Genomic DNA, 24,037 nt, shown 5'->3' on the forward strand with positions numbered 1-24,037 from the left:
AAACCATGTCCGACACAGCCAACGACCCGATCCAGAGCTTCACCGCCAAGAGCGACCTGCCCTTGCGGCTGGAACCGGCGCGCCAGGGCATCGACATGGCGACCGTGCTGGGCCTGCTTGGCGCCTTGGCGCTGATCGGCATCGCCATCTTCATGGGCGGCAACTGGTACGCCTTCATCGACGTGCCTTCGATCCTGATTGTCCTCGTCGGCACCTTCGCCATCACCATGGTTTCCTATTCCTTCACCGAGGTCATGCAGGCGCAGCCGCTCATGCTGCGTACCATGTTCAGCCATGGCCACACCCCCAACGAGGCCGCGGCCAAGGTCCTGCAGCTCGCGGAACGGGCGCGTCGGCGCGGTCTCCTGGCGATGCAGAATGAACTCTTCAGCCTGAAGAACGAGCCCTTCCTGCTGCGCGGCATGACCATGCTGGTCGACGGCATGCCAATCGAGGAGATTGAGCGCAACCTCACCTTCGAAACCCATGCCATGGCCCAGCGCCATCAGCGCTCGACCGGCATCCTGCGCCGTGCCGCCGAAGTATCCCCCGCCATGGGCCTCATCGGCACGCTCATCGGCCTCGTGCAGATGCTGGGCTCCCTTGACCAGCCCGAAGGCATCGGCCCGGCCATGTCGGTAGCGTTGCTCACCACCTTCTACGGTGCGGTCCTCGCCAACGTCTTCTTCCTGCCGATCGCCAGCAAGCTGGAACGCAATTCCGCGATCGAGCTGCTGATCAATCAGATCTTCCTCCTCGGCGCCCTCTCGATCGGGCGCCAGGAAAATCCGCGGCGTCTGGAACTGGTGCTCAACACCATCCTGCCAGCCAGCCAACGCGTCAAATATTTCGATTGAACGGAGACTAACCGATGCGACTTCTCATCGTCGGATCCCTTGATGGCCATATCACCCTGGCTGGCAAGATCGCCATCAGCCGGGGCGCCAAGGTGGCCCATGTCGACGGTGTCGACCAGGCCATGACCGCCTTGCGCAACGGCCAGGGCGCCGAGCTCATCATGTTCGATGTCAGCCTCGACATCACGCACATGATCGACAGCCTGAAGCGCGAGCGCATCAGCATCCCGGTGGTGGCCTGCGGCATCGGCACCTCGGCCGAAATCGCCGTCCGTGCCATCAAGGCCGGCGCCAAGGAATACATCCCCCTCCCGCCCGATGCCGAACTCATCGCCGCAGTGCTGGCCGCCGTCACCGAGGAAAGTTCCGCATTTATCTTCAGCGACCCCATCATGAAGGCGACCCTGAAGCTCGCCGACCAGGTGGCACCCTCCGATGCCAGCATCCTCGTCACTGGCGAGAGCGGCACCGGCAAGGAAGTGATGGCGCGCTACATCCACACCCATTCGAAGCGCGCGAACAAGCCCTTCGTCTCGGTCAACTGCGCCGCCATCCCCGAGAACCTGCTGGAATCCGAACTGTTCGGCCATGAGAAGGGCGCCTTCACCGGCGCCATTGCGCGCCGGATCGGCAAGTTCGAGGAAGCTACCGGCGGCACATTGCTACTCGACGAAATCAGCGAAATGCACCCGCGCCTGCAGGCAAAGCTGCTGCGCGCCGTACAGGAGCGCGTCATCGACCGGGTCGGCGGGTCGCAGCCGGTCAAGGTCGACATCCGCCTCATCGCCACCTCCAACCGCGACATGCAGGAGGAAGTCCGCAAGGGCACCTTCCGCGAGGACCTCTATTTCCGCCTCAACGTCATGTCGCTGGAACTGCCGCCCTTGCGCGAACGGCCCGGCGACATCGCGCTGCTGGCCGAGCATTTCGCCCATAAGTACGCCGCCGCCAACGGCGTCCACATCGATTCCATCGCCCCCGAGGTCATCGACCTGCTGAAGGCCCATGAATGGCGCGGCAATGTGCGCGAGCTGGAAAACACCATGCACCGCGCCGTGCTGCTCACTCATGGCCCGATCATCGAGCAGGATTCCATCATGCTGACCGGCGGCCGCGGCCTGCCCGTAGTCGGCGCCGGCATGATCGCGGTAACCTCGCCCACCGACAGTGCCGTGGCCAAGGCCGCCGCGGTCGCCGCTGCCGGCACCACGGCCCTGGTCGGCCGCACGGTAGCCGCGGTCGAACGCGATCTCATCATCGACACGCTCAGCCATTGCCTCGGCAACCGGACCCATGCCGCCAACATCCTCGGCATTTCCATCCGGACGCTCCGCAACAAGCTCAAGCAATACAATGACGAAGGCTTTGCCGTTCCGCCTGCCCATGGCGAAAGCGAAGCCGCCAACGCTTGAGGCTTCCGCCTGATTGCCCGCTCTAGGTTGAACATGTCGAGACAAAGGGGATAACGGTCGATGACCGATACGGCAACGGGCGCAAACACCGGCGGCGGCATGGGCGCCTTCAATCAGGCCGTCAAATTCATGAAGCGCGGCGAGATCGCGCTGGCTCTGGGCCTGGTTGCTGTGCTGTCCGTGCTGATCTTCCCGATGCCGGCCTGGCTGCTGGACGTTTCGCTCGCCTTCTCCATCACCGTCTCCATCCTCATCCTGATGGTGGTGCTGTTCATCGAAAAGCCGCTCGACTTCTCCAGCTTCCCGACGGTCCTGCTGCTGGTCACGATGCTGCGTCTCGCCTTGAACCTCGCCTCGACCCGCCTCATCCTCACCCATGGCCATGAAGGCACCGATGCCGCCGGCCACGTCATCCAGGCGTTCGGCGGTTTCATCATGGGTGGCAATTACGTTATCGGCATCATCGTCTTTGCCATCCTCGTGCTGGTCAACTTCGTCGTCATCACCAAGGGCTCGGGCCGCATCGCCGAGGTCTCGGCGCGTTTCAGCCTCGACGCCATGCCCGGCAAGCAGATGGCGGTCGATGCCGATCTCTCGGCCGGCCTCATCGATGAAAAGGAAGCAAAGCAGCGCCGCAAGACCCTGGAGGATGAGAGCAACTTCTTCGGCTCGATGGACGGTGCTGCGAAGTTCGTGCGCGGCGACGCCATCGCCGGCCTCATCATCGTCTTTATCAACGTCATCGGCGGCATCATCATCGGCGTGGCGCAGGCCGGCATGTCGATGAGCGAGGCGGCCTCGACCTATACGCTGCTCAGCGTCGGCGACGGCCTCGTCTCGCAGATCCCGGCCCTCATCGTCTCGACCGGTGCCGGTATGCTGGTGACCAAGGCCGGCGTCGCAGGCTCGACCGACAAGGCGGTGTTCAAGCAGCTCTCCGGCTATCCGGCAGCGCTGGGTCTTGCCGCCTTTCTCATGACCCTCCTTTCCATGATGCCGGGCATTCCGGCCGTCCCCTTCATGGCGCTGGCCTGCATCACCGGCACCATGGCCTTCCTCGTCATGCGCCATCAGCGCAAGGTCGTGGTCGAGGCGGCGCAGGCCCACGTCGTCGAACAATCCCATGTCCCGGTCGCCGAAGAGCCGATCTCGACCGCCCTCACGCTCGACGCCATCCGCCTCGAACTCGGCTACGGCCTCCTCGGCCTCATCAATACCGAACGCGGCCACCGCCTGACCGATCAGGTGAAGGCATTGCGCCGCCAATTGGCCGGTGAAATGGGCTTCATCCTGCCGGCCGTCCGCATCCAGGACAATCTGCAGATCAACGCCAATTCCTATGTCATCCGCATCAAGGAAATCGAAGCCGGCCGCGGCGATCTCCGCCCCAACATGATCCTGGTCATGGACCCGCGCGGCGACAAGATCAACATGACCGGCGAAGACACGACCGAACCCACCTTCGGCCTGCCCGCCATGTGGGTCGACCCCAGCGCCCGCGAGGAAGCACTCTTCCGCGGCTATACCGTGGTCGATCCGGCGACCGTCATCACCACCCATCTGACCGAGCTGGTGAAGGACAACATGCAGGAATTGTTGTCTCATTCGGAAACACAGAAGCTGCTCGACGAGTTGCCCAAGGAACACCAGAAGCTGGTGGCCGACCTCATCCCGGGCCAGATCTCCGTGGGCGGCGTCCAGCGCGTGCTGCAGGCGCTGCTCACCGAACGCGTCTCGATCCGCGACCTCTCCAACATTCTCGAAGGCATCGCCGAGGCCACCGGCTATTCGCGCAACGTGAATGCCATCGTCGAACATGTCCGCGCCCGCCTCGCCCGCCAGATCTCCGACGCCAGCAGCGACAATTCCGGCGTCATTCCGCTGGTCACCTTGTCGCCGGAATGGGAACAGGCCTTCGCCAACGCGGTCCGCGGCGATGGCGAGGAGCGCCAGCTGGTCATGGCGCCCAGCGACCTCCAGCAATTCATCCAGACCGTACGCCAGACCTTTGAACGCTTCGCCATCATGGGCGACAGCCCGGTGCTGCTCACCAGCCCCGGCATCCGGCCCTTCGTGCGCTCGATCGTCGAGCGCTTCCGTCCGGCGACGACCGTGATGTCGCAGAACGAAATCCACCCCAAGGCCAAGATCCGTACGCTCGGGCAGATCTGATGATGGGCAGGTTTCACGCTCCCACAATTGTCATGGGCAACCCCTGACATGCGCCTGCGCAGCTTCAACGCGCCCAGCATCAAGGATGCCATGGCGTTGGTGAAGGCCGAGCTTGGCCCCGACGCGGTCATCCTCAACACCGAACAGATCGGCCGTGCGTTCAAGATCACAGCTGCCCTCGACCGCGATGCGATCCTTGCCCAACCGCGACCCAACACCTCCCAGGACCCGCTCGACGCCATCGCCCAGGCGCTTGACTTCCACCGCGTGGCACCTGCCCTGGCCGAGCGGCTCACCCACCAGGCGGCCAATGTGCTGCTCGACAGTCCGCACCAGGCGCTGGCTTCCGCCTTGCGCGCGCGCTTCCCGGTGCAGGCGCTGACCGACCGGCAACCGACCAGGCCGATCATGCTGGTGGGCCTGCCCGGTGCCGGCAAGACCGCGACGCTCGCCAAGCTGCTGGCGCGGGCCAAGCTGCGCAGATGGCCCGCCATCGCCATCACCTGCGATGTGGTGAAGGCCGGCGCCATCGAACAATTGGGCACCTATGCCAAGGCCCTGCAGATACCGGCCTTTCGCGCCAAGGATGCGGCGACCCTGAAGCGCGCCGTCGACCAGGCGCCGCCCGGCGCCTTCGTCATCATCGATACGGTCGGCTGCAATCCGCTGGATGCCGACGACCTCGCTCATGTCTCGGCCCTCGCCCAATCCGTAAAGGCCGAGATGGTGCTGGTCATGGCCGCAGGCGGTTGCCCGGTCGAATCCGGCGAACTCGGCCAGCTCTTCACCGAAGCCGGTGCGCAGCGCCTCATTCCGACCCGGATTGACGCCGCGCGGCGCTACGGTGGTATCCTGGCCGCGGCTGAAAGCGGTCGCCTGGCCTTTGCCGAATTCGGCACCTCGCCGGAAATCGCCAACGGGCTGGAGATCGCCGGCGCCGATCGTCTCGCCGACTGGCTGCTGGAGACAACGGCCGGGCCGAGATTGGCGGTGCACGACCTAGCGCGCAGCGAGGATGACATCAGGACCAACGAAACCAGGGCGAGTGGAACGTGGCTATGAGCGAAGCGGGTCAGACTGGAATTGCCGCGGCCAAGCCGGACGCCGGCGTGATCAGCGGCGCCATCGCCATCGCGTCGGGCAAGGGCGGGGTCGGCAAGACCTGGCTCGCCATTTCGCTGGCCCAGGCACTGGCCCGGAACGGCGAACGCGTCATGCTGTTCGACGGCGATCTGGGTCTTGCCAATGTCGACATCCAGATGGGCCTGACGCCCGCCATCGATCTCGGCACGGCGCTTGAACGGCAATGGCCCCTGGCGCGAGCGGCGACCCAGGTCCCCGCCGGCTTCGACGTCATTGCCGGCCGCTCCGGGTCGGGCGGCCTTGCCAACATGCCGGCGCACCGCCTCGCCATCCTGACGGCGGGGCTGCGCGATGTGGCGGTGGGTTACGACCGGATCATCGTCGATCTTGGCGCCGGCATCGACCGCCCGGTGCGCTCGCTGGCAGCACTTTGCGCCACCATCATCGTCGTCATCAATGACGAGCCCACCACGCTCACTGATGCTTACGCGCTCATCAAGATGCTGACCGCGGACCAGGCGCCCTCCAGGATCGGCATCGTCGTCAATTCGGCGCAGGATATGGCGGCCGGCCAGCAGACCTATGCGACCCTGTCCAAGGCCTGCCAGAACTTCCTCAAGCTCAACCCGCCGCTGCTCGGCATCATCCGCCGCGACCCCAAGGTCAAGGATGCGATCCGCGCGCAGACACCCTTGCTCACCCGCCATCCAGGGGCGATCGCCGCCCAGGATGTTGAGGCCCTGGCCGGCCAGATCCCGCTCATCGCGCTCACATGAGCGACTTCCTCAACCCGCTTGGTGGCCGCTTCATCGGACCCTCCGGTCCGGTCGGCACCAGCGCGGTGATGGGCACGGTTCCTGATCCGCCGCGCGGCTTCCGCCTGCTCGACCCCGGCACGATCATCAAGGGCGTGGTGCTGGGGCGCGAGAGCGACGGCCTCACCGCGATCGCCACCGACAAGGGCACCATCCGGGTCGCGAGCAACGTCACCCTGCCGGTCGGCACCCAGGTAACGCTCGAAGTGCGCCCGACCGGCGATCGGTTGCAGGTGCTGATCCTCGCCAACGATGCCGCCCAGCATCAACCGCAGACCCAGCCACAGCAGACATCGGCGTCCGGCCAGGGCACGCAGGCCATGCCCACCGGCCCGTATCCGCCGGGCGGCGGCGGCCATGGCAGCGAGGCGCGAGCGAGCGGTCAGCAGGCGACACCGCCGGCTGTGACGCCGCGCGCCGATCCACCGAGCATCCAGGTGGCTGGCTCCAGCCTGCGCGCCGTCGTCGTTCACGCACCACCCCCTCAGGCGCTGCAAGTCCAGGCGCTGCAAGCCGAGGCACCGCAAGCACAGCCATCACAAGCCCAGCCATCACAAGCACCGGCACCGCAAGCACAGTCATCGCAAGCACAGGCACCGCAAGCCCAGGCACCGCAAGCCCAGGCACCGCAAGCGCAGCCGCCGCAAGTGCAGCCGCCGCAAGCACCGGCACCACAACCATTGCCGCCACAACCTCTGCCACCTCAGGCCCAATCCCCACAGGCCCAACCACCGCAGGCCCAACCACCTCAGGCCCAATCCCCACAGGCCCAACCACCACAGGCCGGCACGCCCGCACCGGCGCAACCGGCACCGCAATCGCCACCGCCGACACCTCTGCCGCCAACCACCGCCAGCGCCGCGCCCCAGGTCCCGACGCAACCGGCCACACCGCCAACAACAACACTACCGGCAACCACACAGCCGGCGGCGACGCCACCAGCAGTGACACAGCCGGGGACCGCACCGGCGACCACCACGACGGTCACGGCTCCCGTGACCTCACCGCCGCAAGGCCAGCCGCCAGTGCCGCCGGGCATCGTTTTGCCCAACGTGCCCGGTCCATCGGCGATCCCCAATCTTGCCACCACCCAGGCAGCCCTCATCGCCGCCATGGCGGAAAAGAAGGACCGGCCGCCCACGACCACCGCCACCGCGGCAACGCCGCGCGCCGGCGCGGCGGCGCTGCCCAACATGGCGCCGCTGGGACAATCCACGGCCCACATGCCGCCCGCCGCGACCGGCGCGGCACAGGCGGCGGCAACGACCTCCACCAGCCCGCAGCAGATTCCGGCGAACTCCGCCCTCAGTGCCGACACCAGGCTGCGCATTCTCGCCCTCTTCGCCAGTGCCAGCGCCACGGCCGAGCACAGCCAGCACGCCGCCACCGACGAGGTGCAATCGCCGCAGCAGCCGATCAGCGCCAAGCATCCGGCCTTGCCCCTGCCTCTCGGCGCCGAGTTGAAGCTGCGCGTCCTTGCCGTGCAGATGCAGGCCCATCAGCAGATCGAGATCGACCCCATCGCCCAGGATCCGGACGGAAACGGCCAGGTAATCTTCGGCCGGGTCGTGGCGATCACGCCCGCGGGCCACGCTGTCATCCACACGCCCATCGGCGACATCATGCTGCAGGACCGCTCCAGCCTGCCCCTGGGGGCGCGGCTGGCGCTCAGCATCGACACGCTGGAAACCGCACCTCCACCGGCCGCCATCGCAGCGCCCATCGTGCAGACACCGCAGCAGGCGCTGCTCACCCTGGCGCAAGGCTGGCCGACCCTCGCTGAACTGATCGCGATCTTCCGCGGTACGGCCGCGCATCCCGGCCAGCCCGGCGGTGTCGATCCCGAGATCGCGCGCCAGGCTCTGGGCCTGCTGCCTCAGGCCGGCAACAAACTCGGCGCCGGCATGATGAATGCGATGGCGGCCCTGCGTGCTAGCGATCTTGGCAAGCTGCTGGGACCGCTCTTCACCAGCAAGGGCGCCGGGCCCGAGCGCGAGGAAATGGTGCGCCGCCTCAAGGGCGAGTTCGCCCAACTCTCGGCCCTTGCCCAGGACCGGCCGGAAGTCGATTGGCGCGCCTTGTTCCTGCCGGTGATCGACGATCAGGGCCGCGTCACCCAGATCAATCTCTTCTACCGCCACCCGAAGAAGGACGAAGGCGCCGACCGTCCCGGCGGCGGCACCGGCACGCGCTTTGTGGTCGAGGCGGATTTTTCCCGGCTTGGGCCTTTCCAGCTCGACGGGTTGATGCGCCAGCAGCGTTTTGATCTCATGATCCGCAGCCGCACCCGCCTCACCGACCGCATGCGCCGCGAGATCGAAGCGATCTACGAAGAAGCCCGCGGCCTCACCGGCTTTTCCGGCAGCATCGCCTTCCAGACCGTCGACGAATTCCCGGTCATCCCCCTCGACGACCTGAAGCGCGGCACACCGACGGTGATGGTCTAGGGAGACCCCTCATTCCCCTCGCCTCGTCAGGTGGAATTGTATACCGGGCTGAACAAGGAATCGGCCCATGCGAATAAGCGACAGGCTGACGCTATTTGTGGGATTGAAGCTATCCCTGCGATGAATGAGGTGGGTGCTCGAGTTATTCGCGCGTATTAATCCTTACGTGCCCCTTTACGATGTGGAGATGGCTGCTGTTCTTTGCTGGGAGGCGATGCTTTCAGGGCTTTCGCCAGCATTAGGGCGCGCCTCCGATCAAGCAGCTTGCCCTGAAGTATCTCGTAGCGCTTCAGGACACCGAGAAGCTCTTTGAGCGTCACTTCTGTCTTGTTCAGGAAGCTGTGGTATTCCGTCTCGGCTTCTAAGTAGATGGTTTCGCCGTCATCATGCGTGTACCAAAGTCCATGAGCGTAGGCGTTGCGAATTCCGTTCAGGTCCTTGTATTCCTTGATCAGCTCATCAAAGAATATCGTGCGGTCGGCGTGCTGCGGAGCCTTCTCTAACATTGCCGTCATTATCTGAATGCGTGCCTTCTGATTGATGATACTTCGGAAGATCAGTCTGGCAGACGACTCATCTTCGACGCCGATTAAGTCACCAAAAACTATGACCATTTTTCTTCGATATGGGGCCAGAAGGTTATAATCTGTCCCAGTATATTAGTGAATTGATCGTTCCAGATGCCGGAACGCGAAGGGCCATCTTTTGTCGGCACGATCTTCGCGCGGTAACGGGTCGGTGATTTTGTCCGGGGTGTATTCATGGCTGGCTCCAGATTCTAAAGCGGATGCTCAACACGCCGCATAAGCCGCACGATGCGAAGGAAAAGCCGAAGGCCAAAGCGAAAACTAAGAAGCCCGCGAAATAGCGGGCTTCTATCCATGGAGGTGACGCGATGCGAACAGCAGTGTTCAGCGCGATTGCCTGATTGTTCAGAATGACTTTCAGCGTAAATGGTCTGCCCTATGGCGTAAGGCGGCGGCGAGGCCAGATGGACAACGGGGATTAGAGATTTTCGTCCAGCCACTTATTCGTCCCATCGTTAGCTTTTGTGAAATTTGGGCGCTTAGTAAATTCGATAACCATTAACTTATCGTCGTCGTCGATGTACTGGGCGAGATGATCTTTGAGATCCTTGCCCGTTCCGTCCACATTCATCAAATACAAAGAAGCAAGCGCCTTGCGGCTGTTCATGCGGCCTATTTCTGTCAGCAGCTTCTTATAATCTTTGTTCTTTATTAGATCATACGAGACCATAAACAGGCCCATTGGTAGCCTCCACCTTAGGGTGCTGAGGAGCAATCGATTCCACAAAAGGTTGCGGAAGTCCAGTAGTGCGACGGGAAAGGCTAACCCCTCCCCTTTTATCCATCTGTGGCTTGGCCTGACGCCAGTTAACTGGCTTGGTTAGTCCGCCGATAGGTCAGGCGCTTGCCTTCGGCGCCTTTGATGGCTTCGATGGCGCGCATGTTATCGCCAACCTTAAGGCTGGCGCGGTTGTTGCAACGGAAGTCGATCGATCCCACTTGCGCCTGCGGGATTGTAATCACGATCAGGGATAACGGATGATAGAAAGCTGTACATCAGCGGGAATACGTACTCTGCCATCTGCTTGATCAGGAGAACTGGAGCAGTCGTTTTCCACGATAGAACCGATTATGAGTGAGAAATGAGGGGTGCCAGCAGGAAGGTCCCTCACTATTTGTATCGAGCGAAAGGTGTTCAGTTCGTTCGGAGCCCCTACGCTTGGAACATGCACGAACTCAACTGCCGGTCTAAAATGAGGAAGAATGATTGTCTGTGAGTTACTTCCAGCACTATGCACGACAGCTAGCTGATACCAGACTTTGTAAAGGTCCCCGCTGCCGCATCGACGGAGTCGTAGAATCCCGCGAGGCACTACCAGCGCGTTTATCCGGTATTTTCCCGCGCCCAGGGCAGGACAAAGCCATGTCGCTTCCTCGCCCTTTCCCAAAACATCAACTGGACTAGGTGTAGTTGAAATCGTGCAGGCTGTGGCGAATGCTTCATTTGCAGGGTTGTTGCTTGGTGCAGCGCACCCCACGATCAATAACATCGTTGCAATCAGTCCGCAGCGCAGCATGATTCTGACTCCCCAACGATCCAATTGCGCAACTAATACTATCACGGGAACAACCATCACGCTAGCATTCTGCCGCATCGTGAAGGGGTGGGGGTCAGAGTGAGTTTATTCGCGGCCGCCGCGCGACACCGCTGCCGGCCGGGAGGCCGCACAACGACCACGACGAGGATCGACATAGCCGGGGATGAAGGCGGCAAGTTCGTTCGCCCCCTTTCAGGCGGAGGCTAGGCGGGGGTGCGGGTAATGGCTTTGTGAAAGCGGAACCGGACCGCCCCCCACCCGACCTCCCCCCTGAAGGTGGGAGGAGCAGCAGACGGCGCAGAACCCCCTACAAACTCCGCGACGCACCCCCATCCACCCGCATCATGCTGCCCGTCACATAGGCGGCCGCCTTGCTGCACAGGAACGCCGCGGCGGCGCCGAACTCGGCGGGGTCGCCATAGCGACCGACCGGAATGGAGGCCGCCGCCGATTGTGCCACCACCGCTTCCGCGATCCCTTCGCGTTCGGCCTGGCGGCGGTTGATCGAGATCGTCCGGGCTGTGGCAAAACTTCCCGGCAACAGCATGTTGACGGTGACACCCTCGCCCGCCACTTCGCCCGCCAATGTCTTCGACCAGCCGGCGATCAAGCCTCGCAGGCCGTTCGAGATGGCCAATTCCGCGATCGGCTCAACAACGCTGGTCGAGGCAATGTTGACGATGCGGCCCCAGCCACGTTGCCGCATCGCGGGCAGCAGCAAATCCGTCAGTTGGAAGGTCGAGAGAACCATCTGCTGGAACTGCGCCTGCCACAAGGCGGCGTCGGCATCGGCCGCCGTCACCGGCGGCGGCCCGCCGCAATTGTTGATGAGAATGTCGATCGGCCCCAATTGCGCCTGCGCCTTGGCAACGGCCTCGGCGATGGCGGCGGGATCAGCAAGGTCGGCAATAAGTGCCACGGCGCGCCCCTGCTTCCGGCCGTTGATCGCCTTTGTGGCCGCCTTCAAGGCGGCGGGATCGCGTGCCAGCAAGGCGACCGACACGCCCTCGCCGGCCAACGCCTCGGCAACACCCTGCCCCAAGCCCTTGCTGCCGCCCACGACCAGCGCGTTGCGCCTGCCTAATCCGAGATCCATCGTCCTTGTCCCTTCAGAAACCGTGTTACCGCACGATGTCGCGCAGCTCTTCGCACAGCGCGTCGATTTCCTGCTCGGTGTTGTAGACATGGACCGAGGCGCGCAGGATTTCGGCAAGGCCACGCGCCTTCATGTCGAGCGGCGTGTAGGCGGCACCACCGACCGAAATGTTGAACTGCCGGCCATGGAGCCGGTTGCGCACGTCGAGCGCCGTCAATCCCTCGACCGTGAAGGACACGATGCCGGATTGGCGCCGGCCCTGATCGCGCAGGGTCACGCGGTCGATGCCCGCCAGCTGGCGCCGCAGCGTGGCCGCCAGCTCCGTGATGCGCGCCTCGATCGCGTCCAACCCCAGCGCCAGCGCATAGCGGATGGCAACGCCCAGGCCAAGCTTGAGGGCGCGCGCATTCTCGTTTGTCTCCAGCATCCTCGCATCCCGGGCAAAGACGATCTCGCCGCTCTCCGACATCGTGCCGCAGGAATTGTCGACCAGCACCGGCCGCATCTTCTCCAGCAGCGATGGACGGATGTAAACGAGGCCCGTGCCGCGCGGGCCGCGCAGGAATTTCCGGCCGGGCGCCGTCAGCATGTCGCAGCCGATCGCCGCGACATCGACCTTCATCTGCCCGACCGATTGCGCGGCATCCAGCAGGAACGGAATGCCGGCCGCGCGCGCGATGGCACCCACCTCCGCCGCCGGATTGACCATGCCGCCATTTGCCGCCACATGGGTGAGCGCGATCAACCGGACCCGATCGTCGATCAGGGTCCGCAGCGCCGCGATATCAGGCGTGCCATCCGGGCCGGTCGGGATAAGCTCAACGGCTGCACCCGCCGCGCGTGCCGCATCCAGCAGGGCGATGTAATTGCCGGCCCATTCGCTGGCGGAAGTGAGGATGCGGTCCCCGGCGCGGAACCTGCCATTGCCCAGGGCAAAATGGCTGAACGCCAGGCTCCAGGCGCGCGAGCCGCTCTCGGGGCTGGCGATCTCATGGGGCTGGCAGTTCAACATCTGGGCCGCCGCGGCGTAAGAATCGTCGATCGCCGCCGTGGCGGCAAGTCCGGCTTCGACCGGCCCCTGCAGGGCTTCGCGTTGCAGGTGGGAGATGACCGCCTCCAGCACGGCGCGCGGTGGCAGCGACCCGCCGGCATTGTTGAAATGCCGCACCAGCTCGCAGCCCGGCGTCTCGGCGCGCAGCCGGTCAATATCCATCGCCATGATCATGCATCTCCCCTCATCAGCACAATTGCCGTCGATCAATCGGCGATCTCGAAGATACCGTCAACTTCGACCGCCGCATTGACCGGCAGATTGGCGACGCCGATCGAGGTGCGCGCATGGCGGCCGCGCTCGCCGAACAGGGCCACCATCAAATCCGACGCACCGTTCATCACCTCCGATTGCTGATCGAAGCCTGGGGTACAATTGACAAAGCCACCCAGGCGCACGCAGGCCTTCAGCCGGTCGAGATTGCCGCCCAGCGCATGGCTCAACTGCGCCACCAGATTGAGCGCAGAGAGTTCCGCGGCCTTCCTGCCCTCGGCCACCGTGACCTCGGCGCCGAGCTTGCCGGCATAGGTGATCTCATCGCCGATGGCGGAGATCTGGCCGGAGATATAGAGCAGGTTGCCGGTGCGCCGGCTGGGCACGTAATTGCCGCCGCTGCCGCCGGCCGGTGGCAGGTCGAACCCCAGTTCCTTGAGACGCGCCAGATATTGATCAGCCATGAGCTTCCTCCGTTGTCAGAACGAAGGGCACGCTAGGGGGCGAAGATCAGCCCGACAAATCAGTCTTTGGCCGTGGGTCGGTGAGTGAGACTCATGCATCGCCTGCTTCGGCGAGGAGCCAGGTGCGAAACGCGTCGATCGCCTGATCGCCGCGCCGTGCCGGCAGGGTCACCAGGTAATAGCCCATCGCATTGCGCAGGGTCTGCGCCAGCGGCTGCACCAGCTCGCCTGATCGGAGCCGCTCCTCGACCAGGATGCGGCGGCCGAGCGCCACCCCCATGCCGTCGAGGGCCGCCTGCAGGACCAGATTGTAATCGTAAAGCATCGTCTGGCGCGGCACCGATTTGAGATCGAGGCCGGCCGAAGCCGCCCAATCCTCCCAATCGGAGCGCGGTCCCGAGAGCAGCAGATTGTGCTGCGCGAGGTCCGCCACCACGTTAAGCGGTGGGCCCTTGGCAAGCAGGGCCGGGCTGCACACTGGGAACACTTCTTCCGGCATCAGGGCGGTGGCATCGAGACCCGGCCAGTTGCCGCTGCCATAGCGGATCGCCGCATCGATGCCTTCGGCCGAAAGATCGATGATCTGCACCCCCGGCTCAAAATCGATGCCGATCTCCGGATGTGCTGCGGTGAACCGCGCAAGTCGCGGCAGCAGCCAGTTGGCCGCGAACGAGGCCGTGAGGGCGACCTTGAGGCGCCGTTCAGCCCGCGATTCGCGGATCTGCCGGCTGCCCGACGCCAGGAGGTCGAACGCCTGCCGGACGGTCCCAAGATAGGCCGCACCCGGCACGGTGAGTTCGAGGCTGCGAACGCGGCGGTGGAACAGCTTGACGCCCAGCTCATCCTCGAGCCCGCGCACGTGGCGGCTGATGGCGCCTTGGGTCAGGGACAACTCTTCGGCGGCGCGGGTGAAGCTCAGATGCCGGCCGGCAGCTTCAAAGGCGCGTAGGGCCAGCAGGTTCGGGAGTTCGCGGGCCACGTGTTGCTAGCTGTCGCGCTTCGCCTTGCGGCGGTGCTGCTCAGGCCCATCTCGTCGGTCTCGATCTGCTCGCGCCTGGCCATCGCCTGGCGCTTGCGCTCAAGCCGGTTCTCGATCGTCTGCTCGGTCTTCTTGATGTCGCCGAAAGTCTCTGCGATTTCGTCGCGCACCCGCTCCAGCTCCAGATTAACGTCGGCCACCGATTGTTCCAGCCGCTCACGGCGCTTGCCCATCATCTCGCGGTAGGGCGGCAGGTGCCGGCTGGCTTCGAGATTGCTGCGCGCCACCTCGATCTCGCGCGCCACATCCTCGTCGAGCCTTGCAATATCGCCCTGCAGCCGCTCGATGAGCGCCATCAGATCAGCCGCCTGGCGCCGCTTCTCGTCCAGCGTCCATCTCTGCAACCTGAGGAGCTGGTTGAGGCCGTTCATGACTCAGCGACCTCTTCCGCTGCCGCCGCCGGCCGGGGCGTGTCATCGACCATGCCGAGGATCGCGGCAAGCTGCGCATAGCCGCTGGCGAGGTCCGACTGCTCGCCGCGCTGCTGGCCGGAGGAATTTCTCGATCTCCGGATAGAGCTGGATAGCCTGGTCGACCGCCGGGTCCGTACCGCGGCGATAGGCGCCGAGCCGGATGAGTTCCGCCATGTCCTCATAGGTCGACATGTGCCGCCGCGCCTCGCGCACGATCCGGTTCTGGAACTCGCTGTTGCAGCCCGGCATGGTGCGCGAGAGCGAGCGCAGGATATTGACCGCCGGATAGCGCCCGCGCTCGGCGATCGAGCGCTCCCAGCACGATATGCCCGTCGAGAATGCCACGGCAGGCATCCGCGATGGGCTCGTTGTGATCGTCGCCCTCGACCAGCACGGTGAACAGGCCGGTGATCGAGCCTGAGCCAGCAACGCCCGGCCCTGCCCGCTCCAGCAACCGCGGCAGTTCGGCAAAGACCGAGGGTGTATAGCCCTTGGAAGCCGGCGGCTCGCCGATCGACAGCCCGATTTCGCGCATCGCCATGGCAAAGCGGGTGACGGAATCCATCAGGCACAGCACGTTCTCGCCTTGGTCGCGGAAATATTCTGCGAGCGCCATCGTCATCTGCGCCGCCTGGCGCCGCAGCAAGGGCGATTCATCCGAGGTCGCCACCACCACGACGCTGCGCGCCAGCCCTTCCGGCCCCAATTCGTCCTCGATGAATTCCTGCACCTCGCGGCCACGTTCGCCGATCAGGCCGATGACATTGACATCAAGCGACGTATAGCGCGCCATCATCGACATCAGGACCGACTTGCCGATGCCGGAGGCGGCGAAGATGCCGAGCCGCTGGCCCTGGCACACGCTGGTGAAGGTGTTGATGGCCTTGATGCCGAGATCGATCTTGGCACCCACCCGCATGCGCGTATGGGCGGGCGGCGGCTGGTTGCGGATGCGGCAGGGCTCGATCCCCTGCGGCAGCGGTCCCTTGCCGTCGATGGGTTCGCCGAATGCATTCACCACGCGCCCGAGCCAGGCGCGGGTCGGGCGCACCACCGGTTCGCCATCCACCAGCACCACCTTGCTCCCCAAGCCAACCCCTTCGAGCGAGCCATAGGTCATGGCGAGAGTCAGGCCCTCGCGGAAGCCGACGATCTCGCACGGCACATGGCGGTCGTTGCGATCAACCAGCGCGCAGCGCGCGCCGATCGAGAGCGCGCTTTCCATGCCGCTGATTTCCACCAGCATCCCGACCACGGCCGCGACACGGCCATAGATGCGCGTCAGAGGCACGCGCGCGAGTTCACGGTGGAAGGCGTCGAATTCGTGCAACTGAACGCTCAACGGATCGGACTTCCTCACTGTTGCGCCGCCGAAATGGGCCATCTGCAGCGGCAGGATAGACTAGCGCCCGGTGATTAAATAAGTGGTTAAGACAGTCTTTATGCCCGCTTTAGGCGCGAAAAATTCGTTAACAGCCTGTTCTTGCAGGACTTTAGGCTGAAATTCCTGACTGACAATCCTTCACTACTTCTTCAAAGTTAACGCCAAGCGCTTTACATAAGCTGTAATTGATGGTTAAGATTCACACATCAATCGGCTGCGGTCGAGAACCGAATGAGGTCCTTGCCATGCGCGTGCTAGTCGTCGAAGACGATTCCAACACCGCCCAAAGCATCGAGCTGATGCTGAAAGCCGAGGGCTATATTGTCGACACCACCAATCTCGGCGAAGACGGATTGGAAATCGGCAAGCTCTACGATTATGACATCATCATCCTGGATCTGATGTTGCCGGATATCGACGGCTATGAAGTGCTGCGCCGCCTGCGCGCCGCGCGCATCAACACACCCATCCTGATTCTCTCCGGGCTCTCCGAGCTCGACAGCAAGATCAAGGGTTTGGGCTTTGGTGCTGATGATTACCTGACGAAACCCTTCGACCGCCGCGAACTGATCGCGAGACTTCAGGCGATCGTGCGCCGCTCCAAGGGCCATTCGGATTCGATCATCAAGACCGGCCGCCTCACCGTCAATCTCGACACCCGCACCGTCGAGGTCGAGAGCCAGCCGCTGCATCTCACCGGCAAGGAATACGGCATCCTTGAGCTGCTGTCCTTGCGCAAGGGCACGACCCTCACCAAGGAAATGTTTCTCAACCACCTCTATGGTGGCATGGACGAGCCGGAACTGAAGATCATCGACGTCTTCGTCTGCAAGCTCCGGAAGAAGCTCAGCACGGCAACCGGCGGCGACAATTACATCGAGACCGTGTGGGGCCGTGGCTATGTGCTGCGCGACCCGGAAGACAGCACCCTCCCCGCGAAGACCGCCGAGCGCGTAAAACTTCCTCAACATCCCTGTTCTGGAAATGCCCGGGTCGATCCCGGGCATTTTCTTTTGGGTGCATCATGTCTTGCTGGGATGGCGGTCTCCCCTCGCCTTCAGGGGGGAGGTCGAGCTCAATCTACGCCACTGGGGCTATCGCCGGAAAATAGTCGGCGCTTCACGCAACAAAATGAAGGGGAAGCTGACTACCGCGGCGCCGCGGTGCTGCACCCCGGGTGCCGAACGCGGTCGGCGCCTTGATGCCGCCGGTCAGGCCATAGATGCCGCGCTGGCCGGCGAGCAGCTGGAACTTGTCGGAAATTCCGAGCACGGTTTCCGCGCCGCCCAGGAACAGATAGCCGTCTTCCGGCATCTGCTTGGCGATGCCCGCCAGCACCTTGGTCTTGGTCGGCTGGTCGAAATAGATGAGCACGTTGCGGCAGAACACGATATCGAACTTGCCCAGCGGAGACGGATCGTTGAGCAGGTTCCATTCGCGGAACTGCACCTTGGAGCGGATCGCATCGGAGATTTTCCAGCGATCGCCCGTCTGCTGGATATACTTCACCAGCAGGGGGATGGGGAGGCCGCGCTGCACCTCGAACTGCGAATAGAGACCGTCCTTGGCGCGTTGCAGAATTTCGCCTGAAAGATCCGTGCCAACGATCTCGATCTTCCAGCCGGCAAGCTGCGCCCCCATTTCCGAAAGGATCATCGCCAGCGAATAGCCTTCCTGCCCCGACGAGCAGGCGGCCGACCAGATGCGGATCGATTTCGACGAAGCGCGCGCCTTGATCAGCGCCGGCAGGCAGATCTGCTTGAACTGATCGAACGGCTTGGTGTCGCGGAAGAAGAAGGATTCATTCGTGGTCATCGCCTCGACCACGTCGCGGATGACCGCTTCATCATTCTTGGTCCGGATGAGGCGCACGAGATCGTCGAAGGTGGCGAGCTTCCACTTGCGCGCGACCGGCAGCAACCGGCTTTCCAGCAGATAGGCCTTGTCGTTCGTCAGCAGAAGGCCGGACCTGGTTTTCAGGATCTGGCAAATAAAGTCGAAGTCCGTGATCGTCATCGACGTTTGCCTCATGCCACGCTGCGGGTGATAGCCTTTTTGACGAACGGACCGATATCCGCGAGCGGCAGAACCGCGGAACACAGGCCGGCTGTCGCCACGGCACCGGGCATGCCCCAGACTACGGAACTTGGTTCGTCCTGAGCAATCACCGTTCCCCCGACATTGGTTAGCTCCGTCGCCCCCTTCATTCCATCCTGCCCCATTCCCGTAAGCATGACAAACAAAGTCTTGTTGCCATAAACCTTTGCAATGGAACGCAGCATCGGATCAACCGCGGGGCGGCAGAAATTTTCAGGCGGATTCTTGTTGAGGCGCACGACGCGCTGCGTCGCATTGCCTTCGACGATCATATGGAAATCGCCGGGCGCCACATAGATGCGGCCAGGGACCACCGGTTCCCCGTCCTTGGCTTCGGCCGACGGCATGCCTGCCGCCTGACCGATATGTTCGGCGAGGATGGTGGTGAAGGTGGCCGGCATATGCTGGGTCACGAAGACCGGCAGGTGCGTGATCTTGCCGATGGCCTGGAACACCTTGAACAGCGCCTGCGGTCCACCGGTCGAAGAACCGATCGCCAGGCAATCCGGCCGCAGCAAAGGTGGCATGTCGCGCAACTTGATCGGCTGGCCGCCGTAAAGACGCTTTGGCGCGGTCGGCGTCGCGCTGCCGGGCTCGGCGGTGGCCGAGGGAGCCGCGATGCCGCGCTTGCGGCGTCCTGCCTGGGCCCAGGATTTTACCTTTTCGACCAGGTCCGCCTTGAAATCCGTGGCGGCGGAAATGGCGCCCGTCGTGGTCGGCTTAGGCACATAGTCGGATGCGCCAAGCGACATCGCCTTCATCGAGACCGAGGCACCCTTCAATGTCAGGGTCGATGCCATGATGACGGCAACGCCGGGCTTCGTCTGCAGCAGGCGCGGCAGTGCCGTGATGCCGTCCATCACCGGCATTTCGATATCGAGCACAATCACTTCGATGTCGTTATCTGGGCGGCCCAGCGCATCGATCGCCAATTGTCCATTGCCGACGGTCGTCACTACCTTGATGGTCGGATCGGATTCGAGGGCGCGGGTGAGCAGGCCGCGAATGACAGCGGAATCGTCAACCACCATCACACGGTAAGGCCCTGCCTTGCCGCCACTGGCGCTCACCGCTGCTGCCTTGAAGGGTGTCATGCCGCGAACCTACCCCAGCCTGCCGTCACAGCGCGCCCACAGTCACCGCACGCAGGGCGATCACAGCAAGCCGACCTGGGAGAACTTGGATTCGATGATCTCACTGTCAAAAGGCTTCATGATGTATTCGTTGGCGCCGGCCGTGATCGCTTCCTGGATGTGCTGGATGTCGTTCTCGGTTGTGCAGAAGACGACGATCGGCGTCTGGCCGCCATCCATCTTGCGCAGCTGGCGCAAGAAGTCGATGCCGCTCATGACTGGCATGTTCCAGTCTAGCAGAATGGCGTCCGGCATAGCCTTGGCGCATTCTTCCATGGCCAGCTTGCCGTTCTCCGCTTCGACGATCTGAAAATTCAGGCCCTCGAGGATCTTTCGGGCCACCATGCGGACGACTTTCGAATCGTCAACGACCAGGCAAGACTTCATTCAGAAACTCCGTTCGTCGAACGTATGCACTTGCGACCAAGAAAATCCTGTTGGCGTGGGGATGGCAGTACAAACTGTCACTGCGGCCCCGAACCATCTCTCTATCAATAGTCAGCCTGGGCCGGGTCCGTCAATTGCCGTACCTGGTTTTTTAGCCGAATTCCTTCTACAGAAAGAGATTCTACCCCCGCCTAAACCACCGCGCCCAAATCGCCTGACCGCGTCACCCATCTGACGCTCCCCAAACCGACCCCTGGGAAGCGTCCAGGAAACAACCCAACGTCCCGGGCGGCAAACCCTGCCACCCGACCTTTACTGTCGATCAGGCAACCCAGACCGATTGCCGAAATCAAGCAGCGATCCGACGCTGAGAACCACCAGCAAGGAACCGTTGAGACGATAGATACCGTCCGAGAACTCCCGCAGGCGCGGGCTGAGCGTTGGCGGGTTGCGCTGATAGTCGCGCGAATTCAGGCTCAGCACTTCGCCGACGCTGTCGACCAGCAGGCTGTAAAGCTCGTTTTCGTGTTCGACCACGACCGACATTGCCGCTTTGCCGCCTTCACGTGTCGCAAGGCCAAGGCGCGGGCGGACGTCGATCGCCGTCACGATACGGCCACGCAGATTGAGACTGCCGGCAACTTCCGGCGGTGCCAGCGGCACGCGGGCAATATTCTGCGGCCCCAGGACGTCCTGCACCGTCAGCACCGGAATGCCGAACATCTGGTCGCCGATCGACATGGTGACGTAATCGCGCTGCTCGCCGCTGTTGGTGCTGGAGCTGCTTGTCGCGCCGACATCGATGTCGGCGCCGTTCTTCATACCGCTCATGCGGCACCTCGCACTTCGGAAAGGGCTTCGTTGATCGTGTGGACCAGGCCTTCGCGGTCGTATTTGGCGACGTAATCGTCAAACCCGACATGACGGCCCTTGGCCAGTTCCTTGGGGCTCGCATGGGACGACAAGGCGATCATCGGCGTTGTCGTCCAGCGGCCGCTCTTCTTGACCGCTTCGCAGAAGGCAAAACCGTCCATCCCCGGCATTTCGATATCGGAGATGATGAGATCGAACTCTTCGCCCGCTTCCGCAAGTTCCAGTGCCTTGTCGCCGCTGTCGACCGCGGTAACAGAGAAACCGGCCGCCGTCAGCTGCGGCGCAAGCAAGTTACGGAAGAAGGCACTGTCATCGACCATCAGCACGCGCTTCACGGCAGCGCCCGTTGCATCGGCGCGGCGCGAACCAATCCGCAAAGGCCTGGGCAAGGAAGAAGCCCGTGTCGATGATATCGGTCGCCTGCCCCGCGATGATGGCGCTGCCGATGCGGCCCGGCGTGTCGGCCGTGAGGTCGACATTGAGCTTGGCTTCGACGATGTCGACGATCTCGTCGACCATCAGGCCCATCGAATGTTCGCGGTCCGAGAACACCAGCACGGGTTGGCGGCCTTCGGTCGCGGTGAGGTCGGGATAACCCTCAAGCGGCACCAGCGGCATCAACTGGCCGCGATACTGCACGACCAGGCGATCGTTGGAACGTTCGATGGAACCGCGTTCGATCTCCTCGAGGCGCGCCACCAGTGCCAGCGGCACGGCCTTCGGCGCACCCTGGCCGGCACGGAACAGCAGCAGCGGCACGGCCTCGTCGCCATGGGCGCGGCTCCTGATCGCCTGCTTCTCGGCGGCATCCGCATCGCCCATGCTGATCTGGCCCGACGTGGCGGCAATGCCATTGGGGTCGAGGATCATGATGACCGAACCGTCGCCAAGGATGGTGTTGCCCGAGAAGACCTCGATATGGCGCAGGATCGGCGCCACCGGCTTCACCACGATTTCTTCCGTGTCGAACACGCGGTCGACCATGATGCCGAACTGATAGGTACCGACCTGCGTCACGACGATGAAGGTATCGTCGCTGCTGCGGTCGGTCTTGGCTTCCAGCTTCAGCTTCTCGCGCAAGCTAACGAGCGGCAACAGCTTGTTCCGCAGGCGCAGGACCGGCGTGTCGTTGATGCGCTCGACCTTCAGCTCGCCGGTCGGGCTGGCGCGAACCAGTTCGACGACGCTGATCTGCGGAATGGCGAAACGCTCCTCGGCGCATTCGACCACCAGCGCCGAAACGATAGCGAGAGTGAGCGGGATCTTGATCGAGAAGCTGGTGCCCTTGCCTTCGACCGAGCGGAGCTCGATGGTGCCGCCGATCTTTTCGATGTTGGTGCGCACCACGTCCATGCCGACGCCGCGACCCGAGACCGAGGTCACCTTGGCGGCGGTCGAGAAACCGGCCTTGAAGATGTATTGCTGGATCTGCTGATCCGACATGTTCTCCAGTTCAGCCTCGGAAGCGAGGTTGTTCTGGATGATTTTCGCCTTGATCTTGTCGAGGGCGAGACCCTTACCGTCATCGTTGACTTCGATGATGATATGGCCGCCTTCGTGATAGGCGTTGAGGGTGATCTTGCCGGTTTCCGCTTTGCCGGCGCGGCGGCGTTCCTCGGGGATTTCGATCGCATGATCGGCCGAGTTGCGCACCATGTGGGTGAGCGGATCCTTGATCATCTCAAGGACCTGGCGATCAAGCTCGGTATCCTGACCGATCATGATCAGATCGATCTTCTTCTTCAGTTCGTGGCTGAGGTCGCGAATGATACGCGGCAGCTTGGCCCAAGCATTGCCGATGGGCTGCATGCGCGTCTTCATGACGCCTTCCTGCAGTTCCGAGGTCACGTGGTTGAGGCGCTGCAAGGGGGCGGCGAACTCGCTGTCCTTGTGCTTCCTGAGGATCTGCAGCACCTGGTTCCGGGTCAGCACCAGTTCGCTGACCATGGTCATCAAGTTTTCAAGCAGCTCGACATTGACGCGGATGCTCTGGTTGGCAATGGCCGATTCCTTGGCCTCGCCGTCGACCGGGGCTTCCTTCTTCACGGCCGCGGCCTTGGCGGGCTTCGGCGCTGGTGCGGGCGCAGCTTCTTCGGCCGCGGGCGCGGCGGTGGCAGTGCTGCCGGTTGCTTCCTCGCGGCCGGCATAGATCATTCCCATGACCATCGCGGCGATCTGCTGCGGCACTTCAAGCGTGTTGAGTGCTGCCTGCAGGTGGCCGCAGAAGGCGTCGAACTGGGTGTCCGACAAGGCGCGGCCGGCGAGCGGGTTGGGTGTGTTGGAATCCGGACCACCGCACAGCTTGGCGAGATACTCGCGCATATGCCCTTGCAGGTGATCGATGCTTTCTCCTTCGAAGATGCTCTTGACCCGGAGATCGCCGACGATGCGCATGAACATGACTTCGACCACGGCATCGACCGTGCCCATGCCGATCTGTTCATAGATCGTGGCGCCGGACTTGGCCGGGGCAGCGGCTGGCGCGCTCGCGGCGGCTGCCGGTGCGGCTGCAGGAGCCGGGGCGGCAGCAGCGGGTGCCGCGGCCTTGCCGCCTTCTGCAAAAGCATTAAGGCTTTTGATGAGGACCGAATCGTCGCCCTCGGGTTCCGTGCCGGTCGCCTCAAGATCGCCCATGATGGTGCGGATGCGATCGAGGCAGGCCAGGATCAGGGTGACGGCTTCGGAATCGACAACCAGTTCACCGTCGCGCACCTTGCCGAGCACGTTTTCGCCGGCATGGGCGACTGATTCCAGTCGCGGCAGGCCGAGGAAGCCGCAGGTGCCCTTCACCGTGTGCACCAGTCGGAAGATGTTCGACAACAAATCGATGTCGTTGGGATTTTGTTCGAGCTTCACGAGCTCGACATCGAGTACGGCGAGGTTCTCGTTGGTTTCGGTCAGAAACTCGCTTAACAGATCGTCCATGGCGCCTGCCCCACTCCGTTTGCCAATATGGCCAGCGAATCTTCAGCCGGT

17 protein-coding genes and 4 pseudogenes are annotated in these 24,037 nt (G+C 63.3%); 7 read left to right on the forward strand and 14 right to left on the reverse strand.

The genetic code is table 11. The annotated features are described in order from the left end of the window. Positions 1-5 precede the first annotated feature (5 nt). The 6 genes from IPK59_17910 to IPK59_17935 are packed head-to-tail and all read left to right on the forward strand — an operon-like array spanning position 6 to position 8,786. Positions 6-857, forward strand: coding sequence for a MotA/TolQ/ExbB proton channel family protein (locus tag IPK59_17910; GenBank protein MBK8160560.1), 852 nt, complete (start codon positions 6-8; stop codon positions 855-857). Between the two features lie 14 nt (positions 858-871). After that, a complete protein-coding gene (locus IPK59_17915; protein MBK8160561.1) occupies positions 872-2,269 on the forward strand; it encodes a sigma-54-dependent Fis family transcriptional regulator in 1,398 nt (465 codons plus the stop codon). Positions 2,270-2,329: 60 nt separating this feature from the next. Beyond that, a complete protein-coding gene (flhA, locus tag IPK59_17920) occupies positions 2,330-4,441 on the forward strand; it encodes a flagellar biosynthesis protein FlhA (protein MBK8160562.1) in 2,112 nt (703 codons plus the stop codon). Positions 4,442-4,489: 48 nt separating this feature from the next. Further along, a complete protein-coding gene (locus IPK59_17925) occupies positions 4,490-5,503 on the forward strand; it encodes a GTP-binding protein (protein ID MBK8160563.1) in 1,014 nt (337 codons plus the stop codon). Beyond that, positions 5,500-6,300 carry a P-loop NTPase gene (locus tag IPK59_17930; protein ID MBK8160564.1) on the forward strand — a complete coding sequence of 267 codons (801 nt, stop codon included), beginning with the start codon at positions 5,500-5,502 and terminating at the stop codon, positions 6,298-6,300. Before IPK59_17925 ends, IPK59_17930 begins: the two co-directional genes overlap by 4 nt. Then, positions 6,297-8,786: a hypothetical protein gene (locus tag IPK59_17935; protein ID MBK8160565.1), complete on the forward strand. Its 2,490-nt coding sequence runs from the start codon at positions 6,297-6,299 to the stop codon at positions 8,784-8,786. Before IPK59_17930 ends, IPK59_17935 begins: the two co-directional genes overlap by 4 nt. Positions 8,787-8,941: 155 nt before the next feature. On the opposite strand, the gene IPK59_17940 is transcribed toward IPK59_17935, so the two are convergent. The 8 genes and pseudogenes from IPK59_17940 to fliI all read right to left on the reverse strand — a co-directional run bounded on the left by IPK59_17940 (position 8,942) and on the right by fliI (position 16,571). Continuing rightward, positions 8,942-9,400: a hypothetical protein gene (locus IPK59_17940; GenBank protein MBK8160566.1), complete on the reverse strand. Its 459-nt coding sequence runs from the start codon at positions 9,398-9,400 to the stop codon at positions 8,942-8,944. A gap of 391 nt (positions 9,401-9,791) precedes the next feature. Beyond that, entirely contained in the window at positions 9,792-10,055 is a 264-nt protein-coding gene (locus IPK59_17945; protein ID MBK8160567.1) for a hypothetical protein, read from the reverse strand. Positions 10,056-11,218: 1,163 nt separating this feature from the next. Then, entirely contained in the window at positions 11,219-12,007 is a 789-nt protein-coding gene (locus IPK59_17950) for an SDR family oxidoreductase (GenBank protein ID MBK8160568.1), read from the reverse strand. Positions 12,008-12,032: 25 nt separating this feature from the next. Continuing rightward, positions 12,033-13,220 (reverse strand): aminotransferase class V-fold PLP-dependent enzyme, encoded by a 1,188-nt coding sequence (locus IPK59_17955; protein MBK8160569.1) that lies wholly within the window; start codon positions 13,218-13,220, stop codon positions 12,033-12,035. A gap of 44 nt (positions 13,221-13,264) precedes the next feature. Further along, the gene (locus IPK59_17960; GenBank protein MBK8160570.1) at positions 13,265-13,735 is read right to left on the reverse strand and encodes a RidA family protein; all 471 of its coding nucleotides are present in this window, start codon (positions 13,733-13,735) and stop codon (positions 13,265-13,267) included. 91 nt (positions 13,736-13,826) lie between these two features. Continuing rightward, positions 13,827-14,714, reverse strand: a complete 888-nt coding sequence (gene gcvA, locus IPK59_17965) for a transcriptional regulator GcvA (protein ID MBK8160571.1) — start codon at positions 14,712-14,714, stop codon at positions 13,827-13,829. Beyond that, positions 14,651-15,145, reverse strand: a complete 495-nt coding sequence (locus IPK59_17970; protein MBK8160572.1) for a hypothetical protein — start codon at positions 15,143-15,145, stop codon at positions 14,651-14,653. Before IPK59_17970 ends, gcvA begins: the two co-directional genes overlap by 64 nt. After that, positions 15,142-16,571 (reverse strand): annotated as a pseudogene (gene fliI, locus IPK59_17975) (flagellar protein export ATPase FliI). The gene IPK59_17970 and the pseudogene fliI overlap by 4 nt, the downstream one beginning before the upstream one ends. 245 nt (positions 16,572-16,816) lie before the next feature. Here fliI and IPK59_17980 point away from each other — a divergent pair. Further along, positions 16,817-17,488: pseudogene (locus tag IPK59_17980) on the forward strand (response regulator transcription factor). A 202-nt stretch (positions 17,489-17,690) separates the two neighbouring features. Here IPK59_17980 and IPK59_17985 read toward each other — a convergent pair. The 6 genes and pseudogenes from IPK59_17985 to IPK59_18010 all read right to left on the reverse strand — a co-directional run bounded on the left by IPK59_17985 (position 17,691) and on the right by IPK59_18010 (position 23,986). Beyond that, a complete protein-coding gene (locus IPK59_17985) occupies positions 17,691-18,587 on the reverse strand; it encodes a protein-glutamate O-methyltransferase (protein MBK8160573.1) in 897 nt (298 codons plus the stop codon). Between the two features lie 11 nt (positions 18,588-18,598). Further along, positions 18,599-19,762, reverse strand: coding sequence for a chemotaxis response regulator protein-glutamate methylesterase (locus IPK59_17990; protein MBK8160574.1), 1,164 nt, complete (start codon positions 19,760-19,762; stop codon positions 18,599-18,601). A gap of 60 nt (positions 19,763-19,822) precedes the next feature. Next, positions 19,823-20,188, reverse strand: a complete 366-nt coding sequence (locus IPK59_17995; GenBank protein MBK8160575.1) for a response regulator — start codon at positions 20,186-20,188, stop codon at positions 19,823-19,825. Positions 20,189-20,500: 312 nt separating this feature from the next. Beyond that, entirely contained in the window at positions 20,501-21,010 is a 510-nt protein-coding gene (locus IPK59_18000) for a chemotaxis protein CheW (GenBank protein MBK8160576.1), read from the reverse strand. A gap of 5 nt (positions 21,011-21,015) precedes the next feature. After that, positions 21,016-23,227: pseudogene (locus tag IPK59_18005) on the reverse strand (chemotaxis protein CheW). 357 nt (positions 23,228-23,584) lie between these two features. Further along, a pseudogene (locus IPK59_18010) lies at positions 23,585-23,986 on the reverse strand (Hpt domain-containing protein). Positions 23,987-24,037 lie beyond the last annotated feature (51 nt).

Source organism: Rhodospirillaceae bacterium (assembly GCA_016712715.1).
In the GTDB taxonomy this organism is placed as follows: domain Bacteria; phylum Pseudomonadota; class Alphaproteobacteria; order Dongiales; family Dongiaceae; genus Dongia.

Excerpts from the sequence above, each read along its gene's own strand:
- IPK59_17910 (MBK8160560.1), top strand. The coding sequence starts at position 6 with ATGTCCGACACAGCCAACGACCCGATCCAGAGCTTCACCGCCAAGAGC.
- IPK59_17915 (MBK8160561.1), top strand. The coding sequence starts at position 872 with ATGCGACTTCTCATCGTCGGATCCCTTGATGGCCATATCACCCTGGCT.
- flhA (MBK8160562.1), top strand. The coding sequence starts at position 2,330 with ATGACCGATACGGCAACGGGCGCAAACACCGGCGGCGGCATGGGCGCC.
- IPK59_17925 (MBK8160563.1), top strand. The coding sequence starts at position 4,490 with ATGCGCCTGCGCAGCTTCAACGCGCCCAGCATCAAGGATGCCATGGCG.
- IPK59_17930 (MBK8160564.1), top strand. The coding sequence starts at position 5,500 with ATGAGCGAAGCGGGTCAGACTGGAATTGCCGCGGCCAAGCCGGACGCC.
- IPK59_17935 (MBK8160565.1), top strand. The coding sequence starts at position 6,297 with ATGAGCGACTTCCTCAACCCGCTTGGTGGCCGCTTCATCGGACCCTCC.
- IPK59_17940 (MBK8160566.1), bottom strand. The coding sequence starts at position 9,400 with ATGGTCATAGTTTTTGGTGACTTAATCGGCGTCGAAGATGAGTCGTCT.
- IPK59_17945 (MBK8160567.1), bottom strand. The coding sequence starts at position 10,055 with ATGGGCCTGTTTATGGTCTCGTATGATCTAATAAAGAACAAAGATTAT.
- IPK59_17950 (MBK8160568.1), bottom strand. The coding sequence starts at position 12,007 with ATGGATCTCGGATTAGGCAGGCGCAACGCGCTGGTCGTGGGCGGCAGC.
- IPK59_17955 (MBK8160569.1), bottom strand. The coding sequence starts at position 13,220 with ATGGATATTGACCGGCTGCGCGCCGAGACGCCGGGCTGCGAGCTGGTG.
- IPK59_17960 (MBK8160570.1), bottom strand. The coding sequence starts at position 13,735 with ATGGCTGATCAATATCTGGCGCGTCTCAAGGAACTGGGGTTCGACCTG.
- IPK59_17970 (MBK8160572.1), bottom strand. The coding sequence starts at position 15,145 with ATGAACGGCCTCAACCAGCTCCTCAGGTTGCAGAGATGGACGCTGGAC.
- IPK59_17985 (MBK8160573.1), bottom strand. The coding sequence starts at position 18,587 with ATGACGATCACGGACTTCGACTTTATTTGCCAGATCCTGAAAACCAGG.
- IPK59_17990 (MBK8160574.1), bottom strand. The coding sequence starts at position 19,762 with ATGACACCCTTCAAGGCAGCAGCGGTGAGCGCCAGTGGCGGCAAGGCA.
- IPK59_17995 (MBK8160575.1), bottom strand. The coding sequence starts at position 20,188 with ATGAAGTCTTGCCTGGTCGTTGACGATTCGAAAGTCGTCCGCATGGTG.
- IPK59_18000 (MBK8160576.1), bottom strand. The coding sequence starts at position 21,010 with ATGAAGAACGGCGCCGACATCGATGTCGGCGCGACAAGCAGCTCCAGC.